At 70.5% G+C, this 20963-nt stretch carries 17 protein-coding genes; 16 read left to right on the top strand and 1 reads right to left on the bottom strand.

Going from position 1 to position 20963, the window contains the following annotated elements:
• Positions 1-17 precede the first annotated feature (17 nt).
• From P9K36_RS13670 to murD, 3 genes are all read left to right on the top strand, one after another.
• A complete protein-coding gene (locus tag P9K36_RS13670; protein ID WP_043757598.1) occupies positions 18-1466 on the top strand; it encodes a UDP-N-acetylmuramoylalanyl-D-glutamyl-2,6-diaminopimelate--D-alanyl-D-alanine ligase in 1449 nt (482 codons plus the stop codon).
• Positions 1467-1543: 77 nt separating this feature from the next.
• Positions 1544-2629: a phospho-N-acetylmuramoyl-pentapeptide-transferase gene (mraY, locus tag P9K36_RS13665; RefSeq protein WP_043356717.1), complete on the top strand. Its 1086-nt coding sequence runs from the start codon at positions 1544-1546 to the stop codon at positions 2627-2629.
• Between the two features lie 201 nt (positions 2630-2830).
• Positions 2831-4195, top strand: coding sequence for a UDP-N-acetylmuramoyl-L-alanine--D-glutamate ligase (gene murD / locus P9K36_RS13660; protein WP_043384245.1), 1365 nt, complete (start codon positions 2831-2833; stop codon positions 4193-4195).
• A gap of 13 nt (positions 4196-4208) precedes the next feature.
• Here murD and P9K36_RS13655 read toward each other — a convergent pair whose 3' ends face one another.
• Positions 4209-5684: a PAS domain-containing methyl-accepting chemotaxis protein gene (locus P9K36_RS13655; RefSeq protein ID WP_043384241.1), complete on the bottom strand. Its 1476-nt coding sequence runs from the start codon at positions 5682-5684 to the stop codon at positions 4209-4211.
• A 263-nt stretch (positions 5685-5947) separates the two neighbouring features.
• Between P9K36_RS13655 and P9K36_RS13650 the strand changes: the two genes are divergently transcribed.
• The 13 genes from P9K36_RS13650 (at position 5948) to P9K36_RS13590 (ending at position 20955) form a co-directional block, all read left to right on the top strand.
• Entirely contained in the window at positions 5948-7114 is a 1167-nt protein-coding gene (locus P9K36_RS13650; protein WP_043356321.1) for a putative peptidoglycan glycosyltransferase FtsW, read from the top strand.
• A complete protein-coding gene (gene murG, locus P9K36_RS13645) occupies positions 7111-8220 on the top strand; it encodes an undecaprenyldiphospho-muramoylpentapeptide beta-N-acetylglucosaminyltransferase (RefSeq protein ID WP_043757595.1) in 1110 nt (369 codons plus the stop codon). The genes P9K36_RS13650 and murG overlap by 4 nt, the downstream gene beginning before the upstream one ends.
• A gap of 49 nt (positions 8221-8269) precedes the next feature.
• A complete protein-coding gene (gene murC / locus P9K36_RS13640; protein WP_043356325.1) occupies positions 8270-9676 on the top strand; it encodes a UDP-N-acetylmuramate--L-alanine ligase in 1407 nt (468 codons plus the stop codon).
• Between the two features lie 4 nt (positions 9677-9680).
• A complete protein-coding gene (locus tag P9K36_RS13635) occupies positions 9681-10214 on the top strand; it encodes a DUF559 domain-containing protein (protein ID WP_043384235.1) in 534 nt (177 codons plus the stop codon).
• Positions 10211-11137 (top strand): UDP-N-acetylmuramate dehydrogenase, encoded by a 927-nt coding sequence (gene murB, locus P9K36_RS13630; RefSeq protein WP_043757593.1) that lies wholly within the window; start codon positions 10211-10213, stop codon positions 11135-11137. The genes P9K36_RS13635 and murB overlap by 4 nt, the downstream gene beginning before the upstream one ends.
• 111 nt (positions 11138-11248) lie before the next feature.
• Positions 11249-12172 (top strand): D-alanine--D-alanine ligase, encoded by a 924-nt coding sequence (locus P9K36_RS13625; RefSeq protein WP_043356331.1) that lies wholly within the window; start codon positions 11249-11251, stop codon positions 12170-12172.
• Complete coding sequence (locus P9K36_RS13620; protein ID WP_043757591.1) at positions 12139-13092, top strand: cell division protein FtsQ/DivIB; 954 nt, start codon at positions 12139-12141, stop codon at positions 13090-13092. The genes P9K36_RS13625 and P9K36_RS13620 overlap by 34 nt, the downstream gene beginning before the upstream one ends.
• A gap of 52 nt (positions 13093-13144) precedes the next feature.
• Positions 13145-14467, top strand: a complete 1323-nt coding sequence (gene ftsA / locus P9K36_RS13615) for a cell division protein FtsA (RefSeq protein ID WP_043384227.1) — start codon at positions 13145-13147, stop codon at positions 14465-14467.
• Between the two features lie 93 nt (positions 14468-14560).
• Positions 14561-16333, top strand: a complete 1773-nt coding sequence (gene ftsZ, locus P9K36_RS13610) for a cell division protein FtsZ (protein ID WP_043757589.1) — start codon at positions 14561-14563, stop codon at positions 16331-16333.
• Positions 16334-16771: 438 nt separating this feature from the next.
• Positions 16772-17719: a UDP-3-O-acyl-N-acetylglucosamine deacetylase gene (lpxC, locus tag P9K36_RS13605; RefSeq protein ID WP_043345543.1), complete on the top strand. Its 948-nt coding sequence runs from the start codon at positions 16772-16774 to the stop codon at positions 17717-17719.
• A 191-nt stretch (positions 17720-17910) separates the two neighbouring features.
• Positions 17911-18792, top strand: coding sequence for an outer membrane protein assembly factor BamD (locus P9K36_RS13600; RefSeq protein ID WP_043345570.1), 882 nt, complete (start codon positions 17911-17913; stop codon positions 18790-18792).
• A 172-nt stretch (positions 18793-18964) separates the two neighbouring features.
• Positions 18965-20638, top strand: coding sequence for a DNA repair protein RecN (gene recN / locus P9K36_RS13595; protein WP_111473900.1), 1674 nt, complete (start codon positions 18965-18967; stop codon positions 20636-20638).
• A gap of 116 nt (positions 20639-20754) precedes the next feature.
• Positions 20755-20955 carry a hypothetical protein gene (locus tag P9K36_RS13590; RefSeq protein ID WP_043345537.1) on the top strand — a complete coding sequence of 67 codons (201 nt, stop codon included), beginning with the start codon at positions 20755-20757 and terminating at the stop codon, positions 20953-20955.
• Positions 20956-20963: the final 8 nt, after the last annotated feature.

The following is a 20963-nucleotide window of genomic DNA, read 5'->3' as shown; positions in this document are numbered from 1 at the left end:
CGACGGGGGAATCGACGATGACCGCACTCTGGACGCGGGAGGAGCTGGAATCCGCGACGGGCGGCCGACTGATCGGCCCCGCGCGCGCCATCGGCGGCGCCTCGATCGACACCCGCACGCTCCAGCCCGGCGACCTGTTCTTCGCGATCCGCGGCGATGCACGCGACGGCCACGACTTCGTTCCCGACGCCCTGGGCCGCGGGGCCGGCGCCGCGGTGGTGAGCGCGTCCCGCCTCGGGGACCTCGCGTCCCACGGTCCCGTCCTGGCGGTGCCCGAAGCGGGCGCCGACCCGGTACTCACCGCGATGGTGCGTCTCGGCGCCGCCGCCCGCGCCCGGACAGGCGCGCAGGTCGTGGCCGTCACCGGCTCGGTCGGCAAGACCGGGACCAAGGAGGCGCTGCGCCACGTCCTGGCCGAGCAGGGGGAGACCCACGCCTCGGCGGCCTCCTACAACAATCATTGGGGCGTGCCCCTGACCCTGGCGCGGATGCCGCGCTCCACGCGCTACGGCGTGTTCGAGATCGGCATGAACCACGGCGGCGAGATCGTGCCGCTGACCGCCCAGGTCCGCCCCGACATCGCGCTCATCACCACCATCGCGCCCGCCCATATCGAACACTTCGCCTCGCTCGCCGCCATCGCGGACGCCAAGGGCGAGATCTTCTCCGGGCTCCAGCCCGGCGGCGTGGCGATCGTCAACCGCGACGTCCCGCATTTCGACCGGCTCGCGGCCCACGCGCAGGCCTCCCGGGCGGGACGGGTCGTCACCTTCGGCGAGCACCCGGATTCCGACGTGCGCGCCCTGAAGATCGTGCTCCGCCCCGACCTGTCGGTGATCGACGCGGCGGTGATGGGCCAGCCCGTCACCTACAAGCTCGGCACGGCCGGACGGCACGCGGCGCTGAACTCGCTCGGCGTCATGGCGGTGGTCCACAGCCTCGGGGCCGACCTCGCCCGCGCCGCCCTGTCTCTGGGCAGCCTGACGCCGCCGGCGGGCCGCGGCGAGCGCACCGCCCTCGAGATCGGTGGCGGCACCGCCTACCTCGTGGACGAGAGCTACAACGCCAACCCCGTCGCGGTCCGCGCGGCGCTGGCGACGCTCGCCGGGATCGAGACCGGACCCCGCGGACGCCGGATCGCGGTGCTGGGCGACATGCTGGAACTCGGCGCCGCCGCGCCCGACCTGCACCGCGGCCTCGCGGAGGCGATCGAGGCGGCACGGATCGACCTCGTCTTCACGGCCGGTCCGCTGATGCGCCACCTGTTCGAGGCCCTGCCGGTGAGCCGCCGCGGCGCCGTGACCGACACCGCCGCCGACCTGCTCGAGCCGCTCGCCCGGAATCTCAGATCCGGCGACGTCGTCATGGTAAAGGGATCGAACGGCAGCCGCATGGGCCGGATTGTCGAGGCGCTGAAAGCCCGCTACGCGGTCGATCCGACCCGGCGGACCCAGGCCGTCCCGTGACCGGCACGTCCGCGCGTTCGGCGCAGCCGGCGCCGCTCCCCGAAACCTGAGCCTGAACAAGGGGGCCGAGCGCCCGGATGCTGTACCTTCTCTCGGACCTGAGCAGCGCCTTCACGCCGCTCAACGTGTTCCGCTACATCACCTTCCGCACCGGCGGCGCGCTGTTCACCGCGGGCCTGTTCGTGTTCTGGTTCGGCCCCTGGATCATCTCGCTGCTGCGGATCCGCCAGGGCAAGGGTCAGCCGATCCGCGAGGACGGGCCGCAGACCCATCTGCTGACCAAGCGCGGCACGCCGACCATGGGCGGCCTGATGATCCTGGCCGGCGCCGTCGTGGCGATCCTGCTCTGGGCCAACCCGCGCAACCACTATGTCTGGGTGACGCTGACCGTCACGCTCGGCTTCGGTGCGATCGGCTTCTACGACGATTACCTCAAGGTCACGAAGCAGTCGCACAAGGGGTTCTCGGGCAAGTTCCGCCTCGCCCTGGAGGCCGTGATCGCCATGGCGGCCTGCTTCACCGTCGCGGTCTATTCCCCCGCCGCCCTCCAGAACCAGCTCGCCTTCCCGGTGTTCAAGGACGCCCTCCTCAATCTCGGCTGGTTCTACCCGCTGTTCGGCGCCTTCGTGATCGTCGGAGCAGGCAATTCCGTGAACATGACCGACGGCCTCGATGGCCTGGCGATCGTGCCGGTGATGATCGCCTGCGGCACCTTCGGGTTCATCGCCTATCTCGTCGGCAACTCGTTCACCGCCAGCTATCTGCAGGTGAACTACGTCCGCGACACGGGCGAACTGGCCGTGGTCTGCGGCGCGGTGATCGGTGCCGGTCTCGGCTTCCTCTGGTTCAACGCGCCGCCGGCCCAGATCTTCATGGGTGACACCGGCTCCCTGGCGCTGGGCGGCCTGCTGGGCTCCATCGCGGTGGCGACGAAGCACGAGATCGTCCTGGCCATCGTCGGCGGGCTGTTTGTCCTGGAGATGATGTCGGTGATCATCCAGGTTGCCTCGTTCAAGCTCACGGGCAAGCGCGTCTTCCGCATGGCGCCGATCCACCACCATTTCGAGCAAAAGGGCTGGAAGGAGCCGCAGGTGGTGATCCGCTTCTGGATCATCGCGGTGATCCTGGCGATGGCCGGTCTGGCGACGCTGAAGCTGCGCTGAAAAACTGTGCTAGAGGGGCGATGAAAGTGGGCGATCCCACGCTCGCCCTCATCCTGAGGTGCTGCGCAGCAGCCTCGAAGGAGCCCTCCAGCCGGCCACGCGATCCCTGGAGCCCTTCGAGACCTCCGCCGCGCGCCGGCACGACGGGATGAGACGGCGGGCGGGATCGGCCGGGTTCGGCTGCCGCATCCAGAGTTCCGCATGACCCCCGTCACCGTCTTCCAGGAAAAGACCGTCGCCCTGTTCGGACTCGGCGGCTCCGGACTTGCCACGGCCCTGGCGTTGAAGGCCGGCGGCGCGGGGGTGCAGGCCTGGGACGACAATGCCGACAGCCTCGCGCGGGCGCGGGAGGCCGGGATCGAGACGCGGGACCTGCGCGAGGCCGACTGGTCCGGCTTCGCCGCCCTCGTGCTCAGCCCGGGCGTGCCGCTGACCCATCCCGAGCCGCACTGGAGCGTCAGGCTCGCCCGGGACGCGGGCGTCGCGATCATCGGCGACATCGAGCTGTTCTGCCGGGAGCGGCGGGCCCAGGCGGCGGGGGCGCCGTTCGTGGCGATCACCGGGACCAACGGCAAGTCGACCACCACGGCGCTGATCGCCCATGTCCTCGCCCAGGCGGGCCGCGACGTTCAGATGGGCGGCAATATCGGCACCGCGATCCTGTCGCTGGAGCCCCCCGCGGCGGACCGCGTCCACGTGATCGAGATGTCGTCGTTCCAGATCGACCTGACGCCGAGCCTCGACCCGAGCGTCGGCGTGCTGATGAATATCACCCCCGACCATCTCGACCGCCACGGCACCATGGAGCAGTACGCGGCCATCAAGGAGCGCCTGATCCAGGGCGCCGGCCTCGCGGTGGTCGGCATCGACGACGCGCCGAGCCGGGCGATCGCCGACCGGCGCGGCGCCGACCTCGTGCGCGTCCACGTGCCCCACGGCGACGTGCTGTGCACCGACGCGCTGACGGTGCGCGAGGGGATCGTCCGCGACGTCGACGGCACGGCGCTCGCGGACGTCAATGGGATCGGCTCCCTCCGGGGGGCACATAACTGGCAGAATGCAGGCGTTGCGGTGGCGGTGGCGCGGGCCCTCGGCCTGTCGCCGGAGCAGATCCAGGCGGGTCTGACGTCCTTTCCGGGCCTGCCGCACCGGATGGAGGAGGTGGGACGGCGCGGCCACGTCCTGTTCGTCAACGATTCCAAGGCGACCAACGCCGATTCCACCGAGAAGGCGCTCACCGCCTTCCGGGACATCCACTGGATCCTCGGCGGCAAGGCCAAGGAGGGCGGCATCTTCCCGCTGGTGCCGTATTTCGAGCGGGTCGCCCACGCCTACCTGATTGGCGCCGCCTCGGATGCCTTCGCGGCGACCCTGGAGGGCGCAGTGCCCTACACCCGCTGCGAGACGCTCGAGAACGCCGTCCCGAAGGCTGCCGAGAACGCCGCCGCCTCGGGCGCGCCGGAGCCGGTGGTGCTGCTGTCGCCGGCCTGCGCGTCCTACGACCAGTTCCGGAACTTCGAGATCCGCGGCAACCGCTTCCGCGAGCTGGTCCAGGCGCTGCCCTGAGGGTGCGCCGCTCTCAGCGCGCGAGAACCTTGGCGGCGTCGCGGGTGGTGCCGACCGCCTGCGAGACGTTGGCCACCGACTGGACGATCGCCCCGATATTGCCGGTGATGGCCGTGACGGCGCCCGCGGCGCTCTGCATGTTCTCGGCGAGGTCCCGGGTCACGGTGCTCTGCTCCTCGATGGCGGCCGCGGTGGCCACCACGGTCTCGCGCATCACCGAGACCGAGGATCCGATCGAACTGAGCGCCTGCACGACCTCCTGCGAGACGCGCTGCACGCTGGCGATCTCGCCGTTGATCTGGCCGGTGGCGCGCGCCGCCTGATCGGCCAGCGCCTTCACCTCCGAGGCCACGACCGCGAAGCCGCGGCCCGCCGCCCCCGCCCGGGCGGCCTCGATGGTGGCGTTCAGCGCCAGCAGGTTGATCTGGCCGGCGATATCCCGGATCAGGCCGACGATGCCGGTCATCGCGGTGGCGGTCTCGGCGAGGCGCTTGGTGTGGCCATCCGCGTCCTGGACGCAGGCATAGGCGGTGTCGGTGGCGCCCTGGGAGCGCACGATGCTCTGGGACATCTCCGCCACCGACGCCGCGAGTTCCTCGGCCGCGGCCGCGACGGTCTGGACGTTGCCGGCGGTGGAATCCGCCGCCGACGAGGCCAGCGCGGCCGCCTTCGTCGAATGCGTCACCGCCTGCTCGATCTCGCCGAAATTCTGGTCGATGAGCGTCCGGAGATTGGCGAGCAGCCGGACCTGATCGCTGATGTCGGTGGCGAACTTCACCACCTTGTAGGGGCGTCCGGCGGCATCGAGGATCGGGTTGTAGGAGGCCTGGATCCAGACCTCGCGGCCGTCCTTGCCGATCCGCCGGAACTGGGCGGCCTGATAGGTTCCGTTCCGCAGGGCCGCCCAGAAGGCCCGGTACCCCTCGCTCTCGCGGTGGGCGGGGTCCACGAACAGGCTGTGATGCTGCCCGATCACCTCGTCGCGGGTGTAGCCCATCGCGGTCAGGAAATTGTCGTTGACCGCCGTCACCGTGCCGTCGAGATCGAAGGCGATGACCGCCTGCACCTTGTCGATCGCGGCGATCTGGCCGGCGCGGTCGGCCTCCTCGGTCCGCTGCTGCGTGATGTCGGTGGCGAACTTCACCACCTTGTAGGGGCGGCCGCGGACGTCGAGCATCGGATTGTACGAGGCCTGGATCCAGATCGGCCGGCCGCCGCGGCCGACCCGCTGAAATTGACCGGATTCGAATGCGCCGGACCGAAGGCGTTCCCAGAAGGCCCGGTAGTCCGGCGCGTCCCGCTGGGCCGGATCCATGAACAGGCTGTGGTGCTGCCCGACGATCTCGGGCAGCGTGTACCCGACGACGTCGAGGAAATTGCGGTTCGCCGAGAGGATCCGCCCGGCCAGATCGAACTCGATCACGCCCTGAACCCGGTCGAGGGCCGCGAGCTTGGCATGCGCTTCACGGACGTTCAGGGCAGAAAACATGGCGCGTCGGCTTCCTCTGGGCGGGCCAGGCGCAGCGCGCCTCGACCCGCCGGGGGTACACCTGAAAGTTGCAATGGGAAGATTAACATAGGGTGTCTTTATACCAGTATAAAACCGGTCGAATACAGCACTCCACCGCAGGCCGGTTTCGCGGCGGCCGAAAGCCCACGCGGCGACCATAAGGCTCCGTTTACCATTCCTGCACAGGATCAGGCCCGACCCGCGCGGATCGGCATCCGCGCGGCCTGGAGTCGTTGCCCGGCATGATGTCACGCGCGGAACGCACGCCCCTGACGGACTGGTGGTGGACCGTGGACCGCGGTCTGCTCGCGGCCCTGTTCGCGCTGATGATCGCGGGTCTGGTCTTCCTGATGGGCGGCGGCCCCCCGGTGGCCGAACGCATCGGCCTCCCGACCTTCTACTTCCTCAACCGGCAGGCGATGTACCTCGCGCCGACCATCCTGCTGATCTGCGCGGTGTCGTTCCTGTCGCTGCGCGGCATCCGGCGGCTCGCGCTGGTCACCTGGGTCTGCGGCGTCGTCCTGTGCCTGCTCGCCGGCAAGTTCGGGCCCGAGATCAAGGGCGCGCACCGCTGGATCCAGTTCGGCTCCTTCGGCCTGCAGCCCTCGGAGTTCGTGAAGCCCGCCTTCGTGGTCGTCGCCGCCTGGGCCTTCTCGGAAGGCGCCCAGCGCCGCGACATGCCGGGCGGGATCCTCGCCCTGCTGCTGCTGCCGATCACCATCGTGCCGCTGCTGCTCCAGCCCGATTTCGGCCAGACCATGCTGATTACCATGGTGTGGTGCGCGCTGTTCTTCGTGGCCGGCCTCCACCTGATCTGGGTGGCCGTCCTCGGCGTGCTGGGCCTCGGAGGCGTGTTCGCTGCCTATCTGTTCTTCCATCACGTGCGTGAGCGCTTCAACAAGTTCCTCGACCGGGATTCCGGCGGCGGCTTCCAGGATTTCTGGTCGCGGGAATCCTTCCGCTCGGGCGGCTGGTTCGGCACCGGACCGGGGGAGGGCGTGGCCAAGCGCCACCTGCCCGACGCGCATACCGACTTCATCTTCTCGGTCACCGGCGAGGAGTTCGGCGTGATCGTCTGCCTGTGCCTCGTGGCCCTGTTCGCCTTCATCGTCCTGCGCGGCCTCAAGCTCGCCCGCCGCACCGACGACACCTTCTCGCGGCTAGCGATCACCGGCCTGACCACGCTGTTCGGCCTCCAGGCCTGCATCAATATGGCGGTGAACACCCAGCTGATGCCCGCCAAGGGTATGACGCTGCCCTTCGTCTCCTACGGCGGCTCCTCGCTGATCTCGCTGGCGCTCGGCACCGGCTTCCTCGTCGCCCTGACCCGCAAGCGTCCCCGCACCGTGATGCTCAGCCAGAAGCCCCCCGGCACCGCGCCCGCCACCGTCGCCGGAGTGATGCGGTGACGGTCTTCACCCCCACGATCCTGCTCTGCGCGGGCGGCACCGGCGGACACCTTTTCCCGGCCGAGAGCCTCGCCCACGCGCTGCGCGCCCGCGGCATCCGGGTGGCCCTCGCCACCGACGCCCGGGTCGATGCCATCGCGTCCGAGTTCCCGGCCTCCGAGGTCGTCACCATCGCCTCGGCGACGCCGTCCGGCCGCTCGCCGCTGAAGCGGGCCGGCGCCGTGCTGACGCTCGGCCGCGGCTTCGGCGTGGCCGCGAAGGAGATCCGACGGATCAACCCGGCCGCCATCGTGGGCTTCGGGGGCTATCCGACCGTCCCGCCGGTGCTGGCCGGCCAGATCCTGCGCGTGCCGACGATCCTGCACGAGCAGAATGCCGTGATGGGCCGGGCCAACGCCTTCCTGGCGCGGGGCGCCCGCACCATCGCCACCGGCTTCAAGGACGTGCGCGGCGTGCCCGAGAAGGCCAAAGCCCCGCGGATCCACACCGGCAACCCGCTTCGCCCGGCGGTGATCGAGGCGGCGAAGATCCCGTATCCCCCCTTCGGTCCGGATGACGCCCTGCGGCTCCTGGTCTTCGGCGGCAGCCAGGGCGCCCGGGTCATGGGCGAGGTCGTGCCCGAGGCGATCGCCCGTCTGCCCGCCGCGCTGCGCGCCCGGCTGCACCTCGTCCAGCAGGTCCGGCCCGAGGACCTGACGGCGGTGCAGAACCGCTACCTCGCCATGGGGCTTGCGGGGATCGAGGCGGCGCCGTTCTTCAAGGACCTGCCGGCCCGCATGGCCGCGAGCCACCTCGTGGTCTCGCGCTCGGGCGCCTCGACGGTCTCCGAACTGGCGGCGATCGGCCGCCCGGCGATCCTGGTCCCGCTGCCCGGCTCGCTGGATCAGGACCAGGCTGCCAACGCCGCGACCCTCGACGCGATCGGCGCGGCGCTGGCGGTGAAACAGTCGGATTTCACGCCCGAGCGCCTCGCCGCGGACCTCACGGCCTGCTTCGAGACGCCGGCAAAATTGACCGCAGCGGCCGATGCGGCCAGAAGCGCGGGCATCCATGACGCCGCCGAGAGGCTGGCCGAGGTCGTCGTCGAGACGGCCGCCCGCACCTGATCCTCCCGGGATTCCGCACCGGCGATCCCGACACCAGACGGTTCGACCCATGAAGCTGCCCGACAAGCTCGGACCCATCCACTTCATCGGCATCGGCGGTATCGGCATGTCCGGCATCGCCGAGGTGATGCACAACCTCGGCTACACGGTGCAGGGGTCGGACGCCTCGGACAACACCAATGTCCGCCGTCTCGCCGAGAAGGGCATGCGCACCTTCGTGGGCCACGACGCCCAGAACGTCGAGGAGGCGGCCCTGGTCGTCGTCTCCACGGCGATCCAGCGCGACAATCCCGAGCTGCAAGCCGCCCGGGAGCGCCGTCTGCCGGTGGTGCGCCGGGCCGAGATGCTGGCGGAGCTGATGCGCTTCAAGTCCTGCGTGGCCATCGCAGGCACGCACGGCAAGACCACGACCACGTCGCTGGTCGCGACGCTGCTGCTGGCCGGCAACCTCGACCCGACGGTGATCAACGGCGGCATCATCAACGCCTTCGGCACCAATGCCCGCATGGGCGAGGGCGACTGGATGGTGGTGGAGGCCGACGAGTCCGACGGCACCTTCCTGAAGCTGCCGGCGGACGTCGCCATCGTCACCAACATCGACCCCGAGCATCTCGATCATTTCGGCTCGTTCGATGCCGTGAAGGACGCGTTCCGGCGGTTCATCGACAACATCCCGTTCTACGGCTTCGCGGTGATGTGCATCGACCATCCGGTGGTGCAGGATCTCGTCGGCCATATCGAGGACCGGCGGATCATCACCTACGGCGAGAACCCGCAGGCGGACGTGCGCCTGATCGACGTGGACCTGCGCGGCGGCCAGAGCCGCTTCCGGGTGATGATCCGCGACCGCCGCCCCGGCTACCGGATGGAGATGGAGGACCTGGTCCTGCCGATGCCGGGCAAGCACAACGCGCTCAACGCCACCGCGGCGCTCGCCGTGGCGCACGAGCTCGGCGTGAAGCCCGACGCGATCCGCCAGGCGCTCGCCGGCTTCGGCGGCGTCAAGCGGCGCTTCACCCGCACCGGCGAGTGGAACGGCGCGACGATCTTCGACGATTACGGACACCATCCGGTGGAGATCAAGGCGGTGCTCAAGGCCGCGCGCGCCTCGACCGAGCACGGCGTGATCGCCGTGGTGCAGCCACACCGCTATACCCGGCTGCAATCGCTCTTCGACGATTTCTGCACCTGCTTCAACGATGCCGACACGGTGATCGTGGCGCCGGTCTACGCGGCCGGCGAGACGCCGATCGAGGGCTTCGACCGCGACAGCCTCGTGGCGGGCCTGCGCTCCCGCGGCCACCGCGACGCCCGGGCGCTGGAGCGGCCTGAGGAACTTTCGGGGATCATCGCGGAGCTCGCCAAGCCGGGCGACTACGTGGTGTGCCTCGGGGCCGGTACGATCACCCAATGGGCCTACGCGCTGCCGGGCGAATTGGCCGCGCGGGGACGGTAAGGGGATGCGCGGGGCCGATCCGGAACCGGCCCGTTTCCGGCGATGCCTGCGCGGATCACAGACCGAGGCCGAGCGCCGCCTCCGGTGTCGCTTGCGGGACCGGCGTCTCGGCGGGGCCGAGGTCGTCCGGCAGGAATCGATCAGGCGCTCTGTCGCGGAGTTCGACTCCCGAACGTCACGCCTGATTGGCGAGCGGACTGGCGACCACCACGCGGACAGCGACCATGGCGTTCGGGCCCCGTGGCTGACCGCACAGGGCTCTCGCGTCCTGGGGTTCTGGAACGTCGGGATCGTGAACACCGTCGCCGGCGTCCGAGACACGATCTTGTCCGTGCCGCCCCCCTCTCACCGCTTGCCGCGAGAGGGTCGCGACGACCCCGTCGTCGGCACGGAACGCCCGAAGGGCGAAGGTGAGGGGGCGGCTTCAGTCAAGCCACAGCTGGAGCCGCCCCCTCACCCTCGGCTGCCGCCCCGATGCGACGACACGGTCGTCGCATCCCTCTCCCCGCAGGCGGGGAGCGGGGAGATCCAAAGATGACCGCATCCCTCCACGACCGTATCCGCGCCGCCGCGCCCGATCTTCGCGGGCGCCTGCTCGCCGACCAGCCGCTGGCCGACCTCACCTGGTTCCGGGTCGGCGGCCCCGCCGAGGTCCTGTTCACCCCGGCCGACGAGGAGGATCTCGCGCGCCTCCTCGCCACCCTGGACCCCGACGTGCCGGTCACGGTCATCGGTCTCGGCTCGAACCTGATCGTCCGCGACGGCGGGGTGCCGGGCGTGGTGGTCCGGCTCGGCGGCAAGGCGTTCGGCAGCATCGCGATCGACGGCGACACGCTGGCCGTGGGCACCGCGGTTCCCGACATGCGCCTCGCCAAGGCGGCCGCCGAGGCCGGTCTCGACGGGCTCGCCTTCTACCGCGGCATCCCGGGCTCGATCGGCGGCGCGCTGCGCATGAATGCCGGCGCGCATGGCGGCGAGACCACCGACGTGCTGGTGGAAGCGCGCGGAATCGACCGCCGGGGGGCATTGCGCACCTTCAGCCACGCCGACATGGGCTTCTCCTACCGGCATTCGGATGCCCCGGAGGACGTCATCTTCACGAGCGCCCTGTTCCGGGGCAAGCCCGGCGACCGGGCCGCCATCGAGGCGGAGATGGAGCGGGTCACGGCCGCCCGCGAAGCCGCCCAGCCGATCCGCGAGCGCACCGGCGGCTCGACCTTCGCCAATCCCGAGGGCGGCAAGGCGTGGCAGCTCGTCGACGCCGCCGGTTGCCGGGGCCTGACCCGGGGCGGCGCCCAGGTCAGCGAGATGCACTGCAATTTCCTGATCAACACCGGCCAGGCGACCGCCGCCGATATCGAGGGACTCGGCGAGGAAGTCCGTCGCCGGGTGCGCGAGACGAGCGGCGTCGAGCTGCGCTGGGAGATCCGGCGGATCGGCGCGGCGGCCGCCCCCCGGTGAGCGCGGTGTTCCCGCCTCGCCGATGCGGCCGGGATACGGTGCTCGTCTGCCACCGGTGACCGTCCGGTCCCTGCAGAGTCTGTTTGAAGCCGACCTATTCGAGGTGCCCTGATGTCCAAGCACGTCGCCGTCCTGCTGGGCGGCACCTCCGCCGAGCGCGAAGTCTCGCTCAGTTCCGGCAAGGCCTGCGCCGACGCCCTCGAAGGCGAGGGCTACCGGGTCACCCGGGTTGATGTCGGTCCCGATATCGCCTCCGTGCTGACGGCGCTCAAGCCGGACGTGGCCTTCAATGCGCTGCACGGCCCGGACGGGGAGGACGGCACGATCCAGGGTCTCCTGGAGATCCTCAGGATCCCCTACACCCATTCCGGCGTCCTCGCCTCGGCGCTCGCGATGAACAAGGAGCAGGCCAAGACCGTCATGCGCGCGGCCGGCGTCGACGTGCCGGAAGGCCGGATCGTTAACCGTCGTGAGGCCGCCAGGACACACCCCCTGCCGCCACCCTATGTGGTGAAACCCATCGCCGAGGGCTCCTCGGTGGGTGTGATCATCGTGCGCGACGGGCGCTCGCACCCGCCCCAGATCCTCGCCTCCGAGGAGTGGACGTTCGGCGAGCAAGTCCTTGTAGAACCTTACATAGCCGGCCGCGAGCTCACCTGCGGGGTGATGGGCGACAGGGCCCTCGGCGTGATCGAGGTGAAGGCCGCGACGGGGGATTGGTACGACTACGACGCTAAATACGCCCCGGGGGGGTCGGTGCACGTGCTCCCGGCCGAACTTAAACCAAATGTTTACCAGCGTGTCCAAGAACTGTCGTTAACGGCGCATCAAGCACTGGGCTGTCGGGGCGTCAGCCGTGCCGACCTTCGCTACGACGACACACCGGGTGGAACCGGTCTGCTCGTCGTGCTGGAGGTCAACACGCAACCCGGCATGACCCAGACGAGCCTTGTGCCGGAGATGGCGGCCCATGCGGGCCTGAGTTTCGGTGAGCTCGTCCGATGGATGGTGGAGGACGCTTCCCTGAATCGCTGAGCGGCGACGCCGCCGGCCGGATCGGTCCCGCGCGCCTCGCTGGCGCGATCCTGGGCCGGCTCGCCGGCCGCGTCTCGCCTCGGTCGCTCTCGGTCCGCCGGGCCCGCTCGGGTCAGCGCCTGAGCGAGCGCCTGCCGCGCGGCGTCGGCGTGGTGGCGGTCTCCGTGTCCGCCGCCGCCATGGCGCTCGCCGGTTTCGTGGCGAGCGGCCGCTACGACGCCTTCGTGGCGGAGCAGGGCCGTCCCCTCGACATCGCCGCGCGCGTCGCGGGCTTCGGCGTCGAGCGCGTCACCATCTCGGGCATCTCCCGGATGTACGAGCGCGAGGTGCTGGCCGCCGCCGGCATCGACTGGCGCTCCTCGGTTCCCTTCCTCGACGTCAACGAGGTCCGCGAGCGGCTGCTGCGCGTGCCGCTGATCGCCCAGGCCTCCGTCCGGAAGATCTATCCCAACGAGATCGCCATCACCCAGGTGGAGCGCGAGCCCGCGGCCCTCTGGCAGAAGAACGGCGAGATCAGCGTGATCGCCGCCGACGGCACCGTCATCGACGCCATGCGGGACGACCGCTATGCCAGCCTCCCCCTGGTGGTCGGCGACGACGCCAACACCAAGCTTCCGGAATATCTCGCCCTCATCGCCGCCGCCGGTCCGCTCGCCGAGCGGATCAAGGCCGGCACCTACGTGTCCGGCCGGCGCTGGACCCTCAAGTTCGACGGCATCGACGTGCGCCTGCCCGAGGCCGACCCGGCCGCGGCGCTCGCCCGCCTCGTCCGGTTCGAGCGCGAGGCCGGCCTGCTTGAGAAGGACATCATCGCGGTGGACCTGCGCATGCCGGACCGCCTCGTGGTGCGCCTGACCGAGGAGGCCGCCGCCGCCCGTGCGGAAGCCCAGAAGGCGAAGAAGAAGGGCGCGGCCAGCTGATGCCCTTCCTGTCGATCTCCGCCCGTCCCGCCTCCCGCGTCCGGTAGCGTCAATGCACAGCCAACACGGCCTCACGCCGCGCTTGAAGCCGCTCTCCGCCCGGCGCTCGACCACCCTCTCGGTGCTCGATATCGGCACGAGCAAGGTGGTCTGCCTCATCGCCGAGCTGCAGCCCGCCGAGGCGCTCACCACGCTGCGCGGGCGCACCCACCTCGCGCGCATCATCGGCATCGGCCACCAGCGCTCGCTCGGCCTGAAGGGCGGCGCCATCGTCGACCTCGCCGCCGCCGAGGGCGCGATCCGTCAGGCGGTCCACGCCGCCGAGCGGATGGCCAAGGTCGAGGTCCAGTCGGTCATCGTCAACATGTCGGGCGGCCGGCTCGCCTCTCAGCATTTCCAGGCGCGGGTGAACGTCCGCTCCGGCACCGTCACGGGCAGCGACGTCGAGCGGGTGCTCGAGACCGCGAGCGCCCACGGCGTCAGCCCCGGCCGGGCCGTGCTGCACGCCCTGCCCACCGGCTACGCCCTGGACGGGCAGGGCGCCGTCATCGACCCGTCGGGCATGATCGGCGAGGCGCTCAGCGTCGACCTGCACGTGGTCACCAGCGAGCTGGCCGCCGCCCGCAACGTCATGCTGGCGGTGGAGCATTGCCACCTCGGCGTCGAGGCGGTGATCGCCACGCCCTACGCGGCCGGACTCTCCGCGCTCGTGGACGACGAGGCCGAGATGGGCGTCTGCGTCGTCGACATGGGCGGCGGCACCACCAGCGTCGGCGTGTTCTCCGGCGGGCACCTCGTCCACGTGGACGCCCTGGCGGTGGGCGGGCACCACGTCACCATGGACATCGCCCGCGGCCTCTCCACCCGGATGGCCGCGGCCGAACGGCTGAAGACCCTCTACGGCTCGGCCCTGTCCACGCCTTCCGACGACCGCGACATGATCGCGGTGCACGGGGTCGGCGAGGACGAGGGCGAGGCCCCGGCCCACATCCCGCGCTCGCAGCTCGTGCGGATCATCAAGCCGCGGGTCGAGGAGGTGGTCGAGCTGGTCCGCGACCGCCTGCGGGACGCGGGCTTCGCGGCCCAGGCCGGACGGCGTGTGGTTCTCACCGGCGGCGCCAGCCAGCTCGTCGGCCTGCCGGAGGTCGCCCGCCGCGTCCTCCAGGGTCAGGTGCGAATCGGACGGCCCCTCGGGATCCGGGGTCTGCCGGAAGCCGCAAAGGGCCCGGCCTTCTCGGCGGCGGTCGGCCTGCTGGTCTACCCGCAGGTGGCGCATGCCGAGCATTTCGAGCCGCGGGGGCACGGCGCCTTCGCGGCGACCGGAACCGACAACTACCTGAACCGGGTCGGCCGCTGGCTCCGGGACAGCTTCTAGGGTTTCGCATCCGCCCCCGCGGACGGGCGGATCGAAGAGTATCCGGCGCCCAGGCGTCGCACGGAAAGCACAGTTAGCGAGAGGCTCGACACCATGGCCATCACCCTCCAGGCGCCGGACATCCGGGAACTCAAGCCCCGCATCACCGTCTTCGGCGTCGGCGGCGCCGGCGGCAACGCCGTCAACAACATGATCGAGTCGGGCCTGCTCGGCTGCGAATTCGTCGTGGCCAACACGGACGCCCAGGCGCTCACCTCCTCGAAGGCCGAGCGGGTGATCCAGATGGGCCTGGGCGTGACGCAGGGCCTCGGGGCCGGCTCGCACCCGGAGGTCGGCTCGGCCGCCGCCGACGAGGTGATCGACGAGATCCGTGACCAGCTCTCGGGCGCCCACATGTGCTTCATCACCGCCGGCATGGGCGGCGGCACCGGCACCGGCGCCGCTCCGGTCATCGCCCGTGCGGCCCGCGACATGGGCATCCTGACGGTCGGCGTCGTGACGAAGCCGTTCCAGTTCGAGGGCATGCGCCGCATGCGCACCGCCGAATCCGGCATCCAGGAGCTGCAGGCCGCGGTCGACACCCTGATCGTGATCCCGAACCAGAACCTGTTCCGGGTCGCCAACGAGAAGACCACCTTCGCGGACGCCTTCGCGATGGCCGACCAGGTGCTCTACTCCGGCGTCGCCTGCATCACCGACCTGATGGTGAAGGAAGGCCTCATCAACCTCGACTTCGCCGACGTCCGCGCGATCATGCGGGGCATGGGCAAGGCCATGATGGGCACCGGCGAGGCCTCCGGCGAGAAGCGCGCCAACCGCGCCGCCGAGGCGGCCATCGCCAATCCGCTCCTCGACGACGTCTCCATGAAGGGGGCCCGCGGCCTGCTGATCTCGATCACGGGCGGCTCGGACCTAACCCTGTACGAGCTCGACGAGGCCGCGACCCGCATCCGCGAGGAAGTCGACCAGGACGCCAACATCATCCTGGGCGCCACCTTCGACGAGAGCCTCGACGGCATCATCCGCGTGTCGGTGGTCGCCACCGGCATCGAGCCGCTGCTGATCTCGGCGAACTCGCCCAACAACCCGGCCATCGCCGAGACCGAGCAGCGCATCGCCGAGGTTGCCGAGCGCCTGCGCGCCGAGGCCCGCTCTCGCGCCGCCTCGCCGGTGCCGAGCATCCGCACCGAGTCGGCCGCGCCGGCCCCCGTGCCGCAGCCCAGCACGGAGATGCGGGCCGAGCCGCGGATCGAGAGCCGCATGGAGAGCGCCGCGCCGGTGACCCGCGACGACGTCGTGCTCGCCCCGGCCCAGGCGCGCGCCGCGGCACCGTTCGTCCCGGCTCCCGCACCGCAGCGGGCCGAGCCGGCACCGGCCATCGAGGCTGGCCCGTTCGTGCCGCCGCGTCCCGCCGCCCCGACGGGCACGCCGCTCGCCCGCGCTCCGCGCATGCCGCAGATCCACGAGCTGCCGCCGATCGCCCAGACCCAGATCATGGCGAACCGCGCGGCCGAGGAGGCCGCTCCGGAATCCAAGCGGACCTCGCTGCTGCGCCGGCTCGCCACCGTGGGCTTCGGCGGCCGCCGCGAGGACATGGAGGGCGCCCCGGCGGCCCGGCCGGCCTCTCCCGCCGCCCCGCAGCCGCATTTGGCCCAGCCGCACATGGCCCAGCCGCACATGGCCCAACCGCACATGGCCCAGTCCCACGTGCCGCCGGCCCCCCGTGCCCCGGCCGCGCCCGCGGTGCCGCAATACCGCCCGGCCCAGGGCAACCTCGACGCGCAGGGCCGGGTCTCCGCGCAGCCCCGGATGATGGACGACGATCAGCTCGAGATCCCCGCCTTCCTGCGCCGTCAGGCGAACTGACAGGCCGAGATCTCGGACACGGCAGGGGGCCGGCGGGAAACCGCCGGCCCCTTCGCGCTGCAACAAAGCAACTCGTGGTTGTTACAGCCTGAAACAGGCCCCATCGCGTGGGCATGCGGCGTCTCGCGAGGCCGGGACCGTGGTGCATCCGCGCCACAGAACGGCCGCGGGTTAGCCATGCGTTAACCAAGCTTTAAGCCTTTGGTGGACCAGCGTTTTGCGGCAACGAGCCGGTAAGCGTGTCTGTAACAGACCGTAAGAATCCGTGATTTGGCTGCCCTGTGCGGTGCAGCTATAGAAACCATGTGATCGAGACGACACGCATCGGGACACAACCTGATCGCGTGGGCTAGGGCATCAAGCAGCGGACGGATCAGTCGGTTTTCTCTTCACCCCCGGTCGGGGTGTCGGGATCTGGTCGCGCCCGGGGGCTAAGGAATGCGAACGCACAAACAGACGACCCTCAAAGGGCCGGCGACTCTCTCGGGCATCGGAGTTCACTCCGGCAATCCCGCCGAGATCACGATCCGGCCCGCTCCGGCCAATCATGGCATCGCCTTCCTCCGCACCGGCACCACTCACGGCAACGATCGCCTGATCAAGGCACACCACGCCCTCGTCTCCGCCACGGAACTCTGCACCGTTCTGGGTGACGTCGAGACGGGCGCAGTCGCCACCGTCGAGCACCTGATGTCCGCCCTGTTCGGCCTGGGCGTCGACAACGCCCTGATCGAGATCGACGGCCCGGAGATGCCGATCCTCGACGGATCCGCGCTCCCCTTCGTCCAGGCGATCGACCAAGTGGGGATCGCCACCTGCGACACCCCCCGGCGCTGGCTCAAGATCCTCCGCCACGTCCGCATCGAGACCGGCACGTCCTTCGCGGAGCTGCGTCCGATCGATCGCGGCTTCCGCCTCGATGTCGAGATCGATTTCGAGAGCCCGGTGATCGGCCGCTCCCGCAAGGCGATGGACCTCTCGCCCGCCACCTATCGCCGCGAGATCGCCGGCGCCCGCACCTTCGGGATGATGCGGGACGTGGAGCGCTACTGGAAGGCGGGCTTCGCCCTCGGCGCTTCGCTGGAGAACACCGTGGCGGTCGGCGAGACCGCGGTGGTCAACCCCGAGGGGCTGCGCTTCCAGGACGAATTCGTCCGCCACAAGATCCTCGACGCGATCGGCGACCTGGCGCTGGCCGGGCTGCCGATCCAGGGCGCGTACCGCTCCTATTGCGGCGGCCACCGGATGAATGTCGGCGTGCTCTCGGCCCTTTTCGCCGACCGGGCGAACTACGCCATCGTCGAGGCGCAGGGCTCGCGCCGCGAGACCGTTTTGTCCGAACTCGGCGTCGGCCTCGGCATCGCCGCCTTCGCGGGCGACCTCTAGAAAGCGCCTGTGGCCGGTGGGACACAGCCGGCAACCGATCCTGGCTGCCGCAGCCTTGCCGCTTTCGTGCCCGAATCGAACGGCACGGTTTAACGGTCCGTGAACGGCGGGCACGGCCCGGGGCGGGCCGGATCCACCCACGCGATGGCATGACGGCGCGAGACGGCGCCGGTTCCGGGAAAGAGCGCCAGATGCCTGTCACCATTCGTCATCGCCGGGGAGCGGCCTTCGCGGCGCCCCTCGTGGCCATCCTCGGCCTGGGCCTCGGCGGCTGCGACTTCGACCCGACCAGCATCTTCGCTGAGAAGTACAAACCCGAAGTCGTCCCGGACGTCCCGGCCGACAAGCTGTACAGCGATGGCTTGGCCAAGCTCGAGGACAGCGACTACGAGGGCGCGGTCAAGAAATTCGACAATCTGGACAAGCAGTATCAGTATTCCGAGTGGTCTCGGAAGGCACTGCTGATGACGGCCTACGCCAACTACGAAGGCCAGAAATACGACGACGCCATCAGCGCGTCGAAGCGTTACCTGCAGCGGCATCCGGCCAGCAAGGACGCCGCCTACGCGCAGTACCTGATGGCGATGTCGAACTATAAGCAGATCCCGGACGTCACCCGCGATCAGGACCGGTCCGAGAAGGCGCTCGTCGCCCTCCAGGAACTGGTGCAGAAGTATCCGACATCGGAATACGCTGCCGACGCGAAGGCGAAGATCCAGATCACCCGCGATCAGCTCGCCGGCAAGGAGATGGAGATCGGCCGCTTCTACCTCGAGAAGCGGAATTTCCCGGCGGCGATCAACCGCTTCCGCGACGTGGTCGCCAAGTACCAGACCACCCGCCACGCCGAGGAGGCGCTCGAGCGCCTGACCGAGGCCTACTGGGCGCTGGGCATCACCCAGGAGGCGCAGAATGCCGCCGCGGTGCTCGGACACAACTTCCCGGAAAGCCCCTGGTACAAGGACGCCCACGCGCTCCTGGCTCAGGGCGGCCTCGAGCCCCGCGAGGAGAAGTCCTCGTTCCTCTCGAAGATCTACCGCACGGTCACCGGCAAGACCGCCTCGGCCGAGTAGGCATCGGAGCCCGCAACCGGGCCGTCCCGCGCACAGATCGAGGCCCGGAGCCGCCGCTCCGGGCCTTTCCCGTTGCGGCGCCCCCTTGCGTGGTGCGACGCATTTTTGGGGTGAATCCGCGCCGCAGCGGCCTTATGTGTGCGGTCCCGTCCTGAGGAATCCCCGTCGCCGCATGCTGGCGCAGCTCGCGATTCGCGACATCGTCCTGATCGACAGGCTCGAACTGAATTTTCGATCGGGACTCAGCGTCCTGACCGGAGAGACGGGCGCGGGCAAATCGATCCTGCTCGACGCCTTCGCCCTGGCCCTCGGCGGTCGTGGCGACGGCCGCCTGGTGCGTCACGGCGAGGCGCAGGGCGTGGTCACGGCGGTCTTCGACCTGCCCGTCGACCATCCCGCGCGCCGAATCGCGGAGGAGGCCGAGATCGACACCGAAGGCGACCTGATCCTGCGCCGGACCCAGATGGCGGACGGCCGGACCCGCGCCTTCGTCAACGACCAGCCGGTGGGCGTGCAGGTCCTGCGGGCGATCGGCGCGGCCCTCGTGGAGATCCACGGGCAGCACGACGACCGGGCGCTCGCCGACCCCGCCTCGCACCGCGCGATCCTGGACGCCTTCGGCGGGCTTCAGCCCCAGCTCGCCAAGGTCGGCACCGCCGCTCGGGCCGTCCGGACGGCTCGGACCGAACTCGCCGAGCACCGCGCCCGGGTCGAGACGGCCCGCAAGGAGGCCGACTTCCTGCGCCATTCCGTGGAGGAACTCGCCGAACTCGCGCCGCTTCCGGGGGAGGAGGCGCAGCTCGCCGAGCGCCGCACCATCATGCAGCAATCCGAGAAGGTGGCGCGCGAACTCAACGAGGCGCTGGAGGCGGTCGGCGGACCCCATTCCGGCGTGCCGCATCTCTCGGCCGCCCTGCGCAAGCTGGAGCGCCGCGCCGCGCAGCTGCCGGCCCTCGTCGACCCGTGCGTGAACGCCCTCGACGCCGCGATGGTCGCCCTCGACGAAGCCCGGGCGGTCCTCGATGCGGCGGTGGCCGAGACGGAGTTCGATCCCCGCGACCTGGAGCGCGTGGAGGAGCGGCTCTTCGCCCTGCGCGCCGCGTCGCGCAAGTACGACGTGCCCGCCGACGACCTCGCCGCCCTGGCGGAGCGCTACGCCAACGACGTCGCGGCCATCGATGCCGGCGAGGCGGCGCTGTCCGGCCTCGAGGAGGGGCTCGCGACGGCGGAGGCCGCCTACGCCGAGGCTGCCAAGAAGCTCAGCGCCGGGCGCCGCCGGGCGGCCAAGCAGCTCGACGCCGCCGTGAAGGCCGAGCTGCCGCCCCTCAAGCTGGAGCGGGCCCGGTTCATCACCGAGATCGTCACGGATCCGGATTCCCGCGATGCCGCCGGCACCGACCGCGTCGAGTTCTGGGCCCAGACAAACCCGGGGACCAAGCCCGGTCCGATGATGAAGGTCGCCTCGGGTGGCGAGCTGTCGCGCTTCATGCTGGCGCTCAAGGTGGTGCTGGCCGACAAGGGCTCCGCTCCGACCCTCATCTTCGACGAGATCGATACCGGGGTCGGCGGCGCGGTGGCGGACGCCATCGGGCTGCGCCTCGCCCGGCTGGCGGCCACCGTGCAGGTGGTCGCGGTGACCCATGCTCCCCAGGTTGCCGCGCGCGCCGAGACGCATTTCCTGATCGCCAAGGCGCCCGTGAAGGGGGCCGGCCGCGTCGCCACCCGCGTGTCGAGCCTGCCGGTCGCCGAGCGCCGGGAGGAGATCGCCCGGATGCTGGCGGGTGCCACCGTCACCGACGAAGCCCGGGCGGCAGCCGCGCGCCTGCTTCAGGGCGCCGAGGCGTAGCCCGGCGACAGCCTTAACCGTTGGTTGAGCTTAACGATGCGTTAACTATTCGACTTGAAAGTGCCGTCATCCCGGTACCGCGGAAGGCATGGGCGGTCGAAGGGCGGGAGGGAGCCATGAAGCCGGCTATCGTCGAGTCCGATGGGCATCTGCCTGCGGGACAGTCGCTGAAGCGGGCGCTCGACACGCGCCAGCTCGGCCTCAACCTTCGCACGGTCTACGAAGGCAGCGTCGACACGCAGCCGATCACCGACACGCACGTCGAGCTGCTTCTGCGACTGCGCCAGAAGGAGCGGGAGCTGCGCCGGGCGATCTGATCCGGCCC

The organism is Methylobacterium sp. 391_Methyba4, from assembly GCF_029691625.1.
Taxonomy (GTDB): Bacteria; Pseudomonadota; Alphaproteobacteria; order Rhizobiales; family Beijerinckiaceae; genus Methylobacterium; species Methylobacterium fujisawaense.
This window is presented reverse-complemented; position numbering and strand designations above follow the sequence as displayed.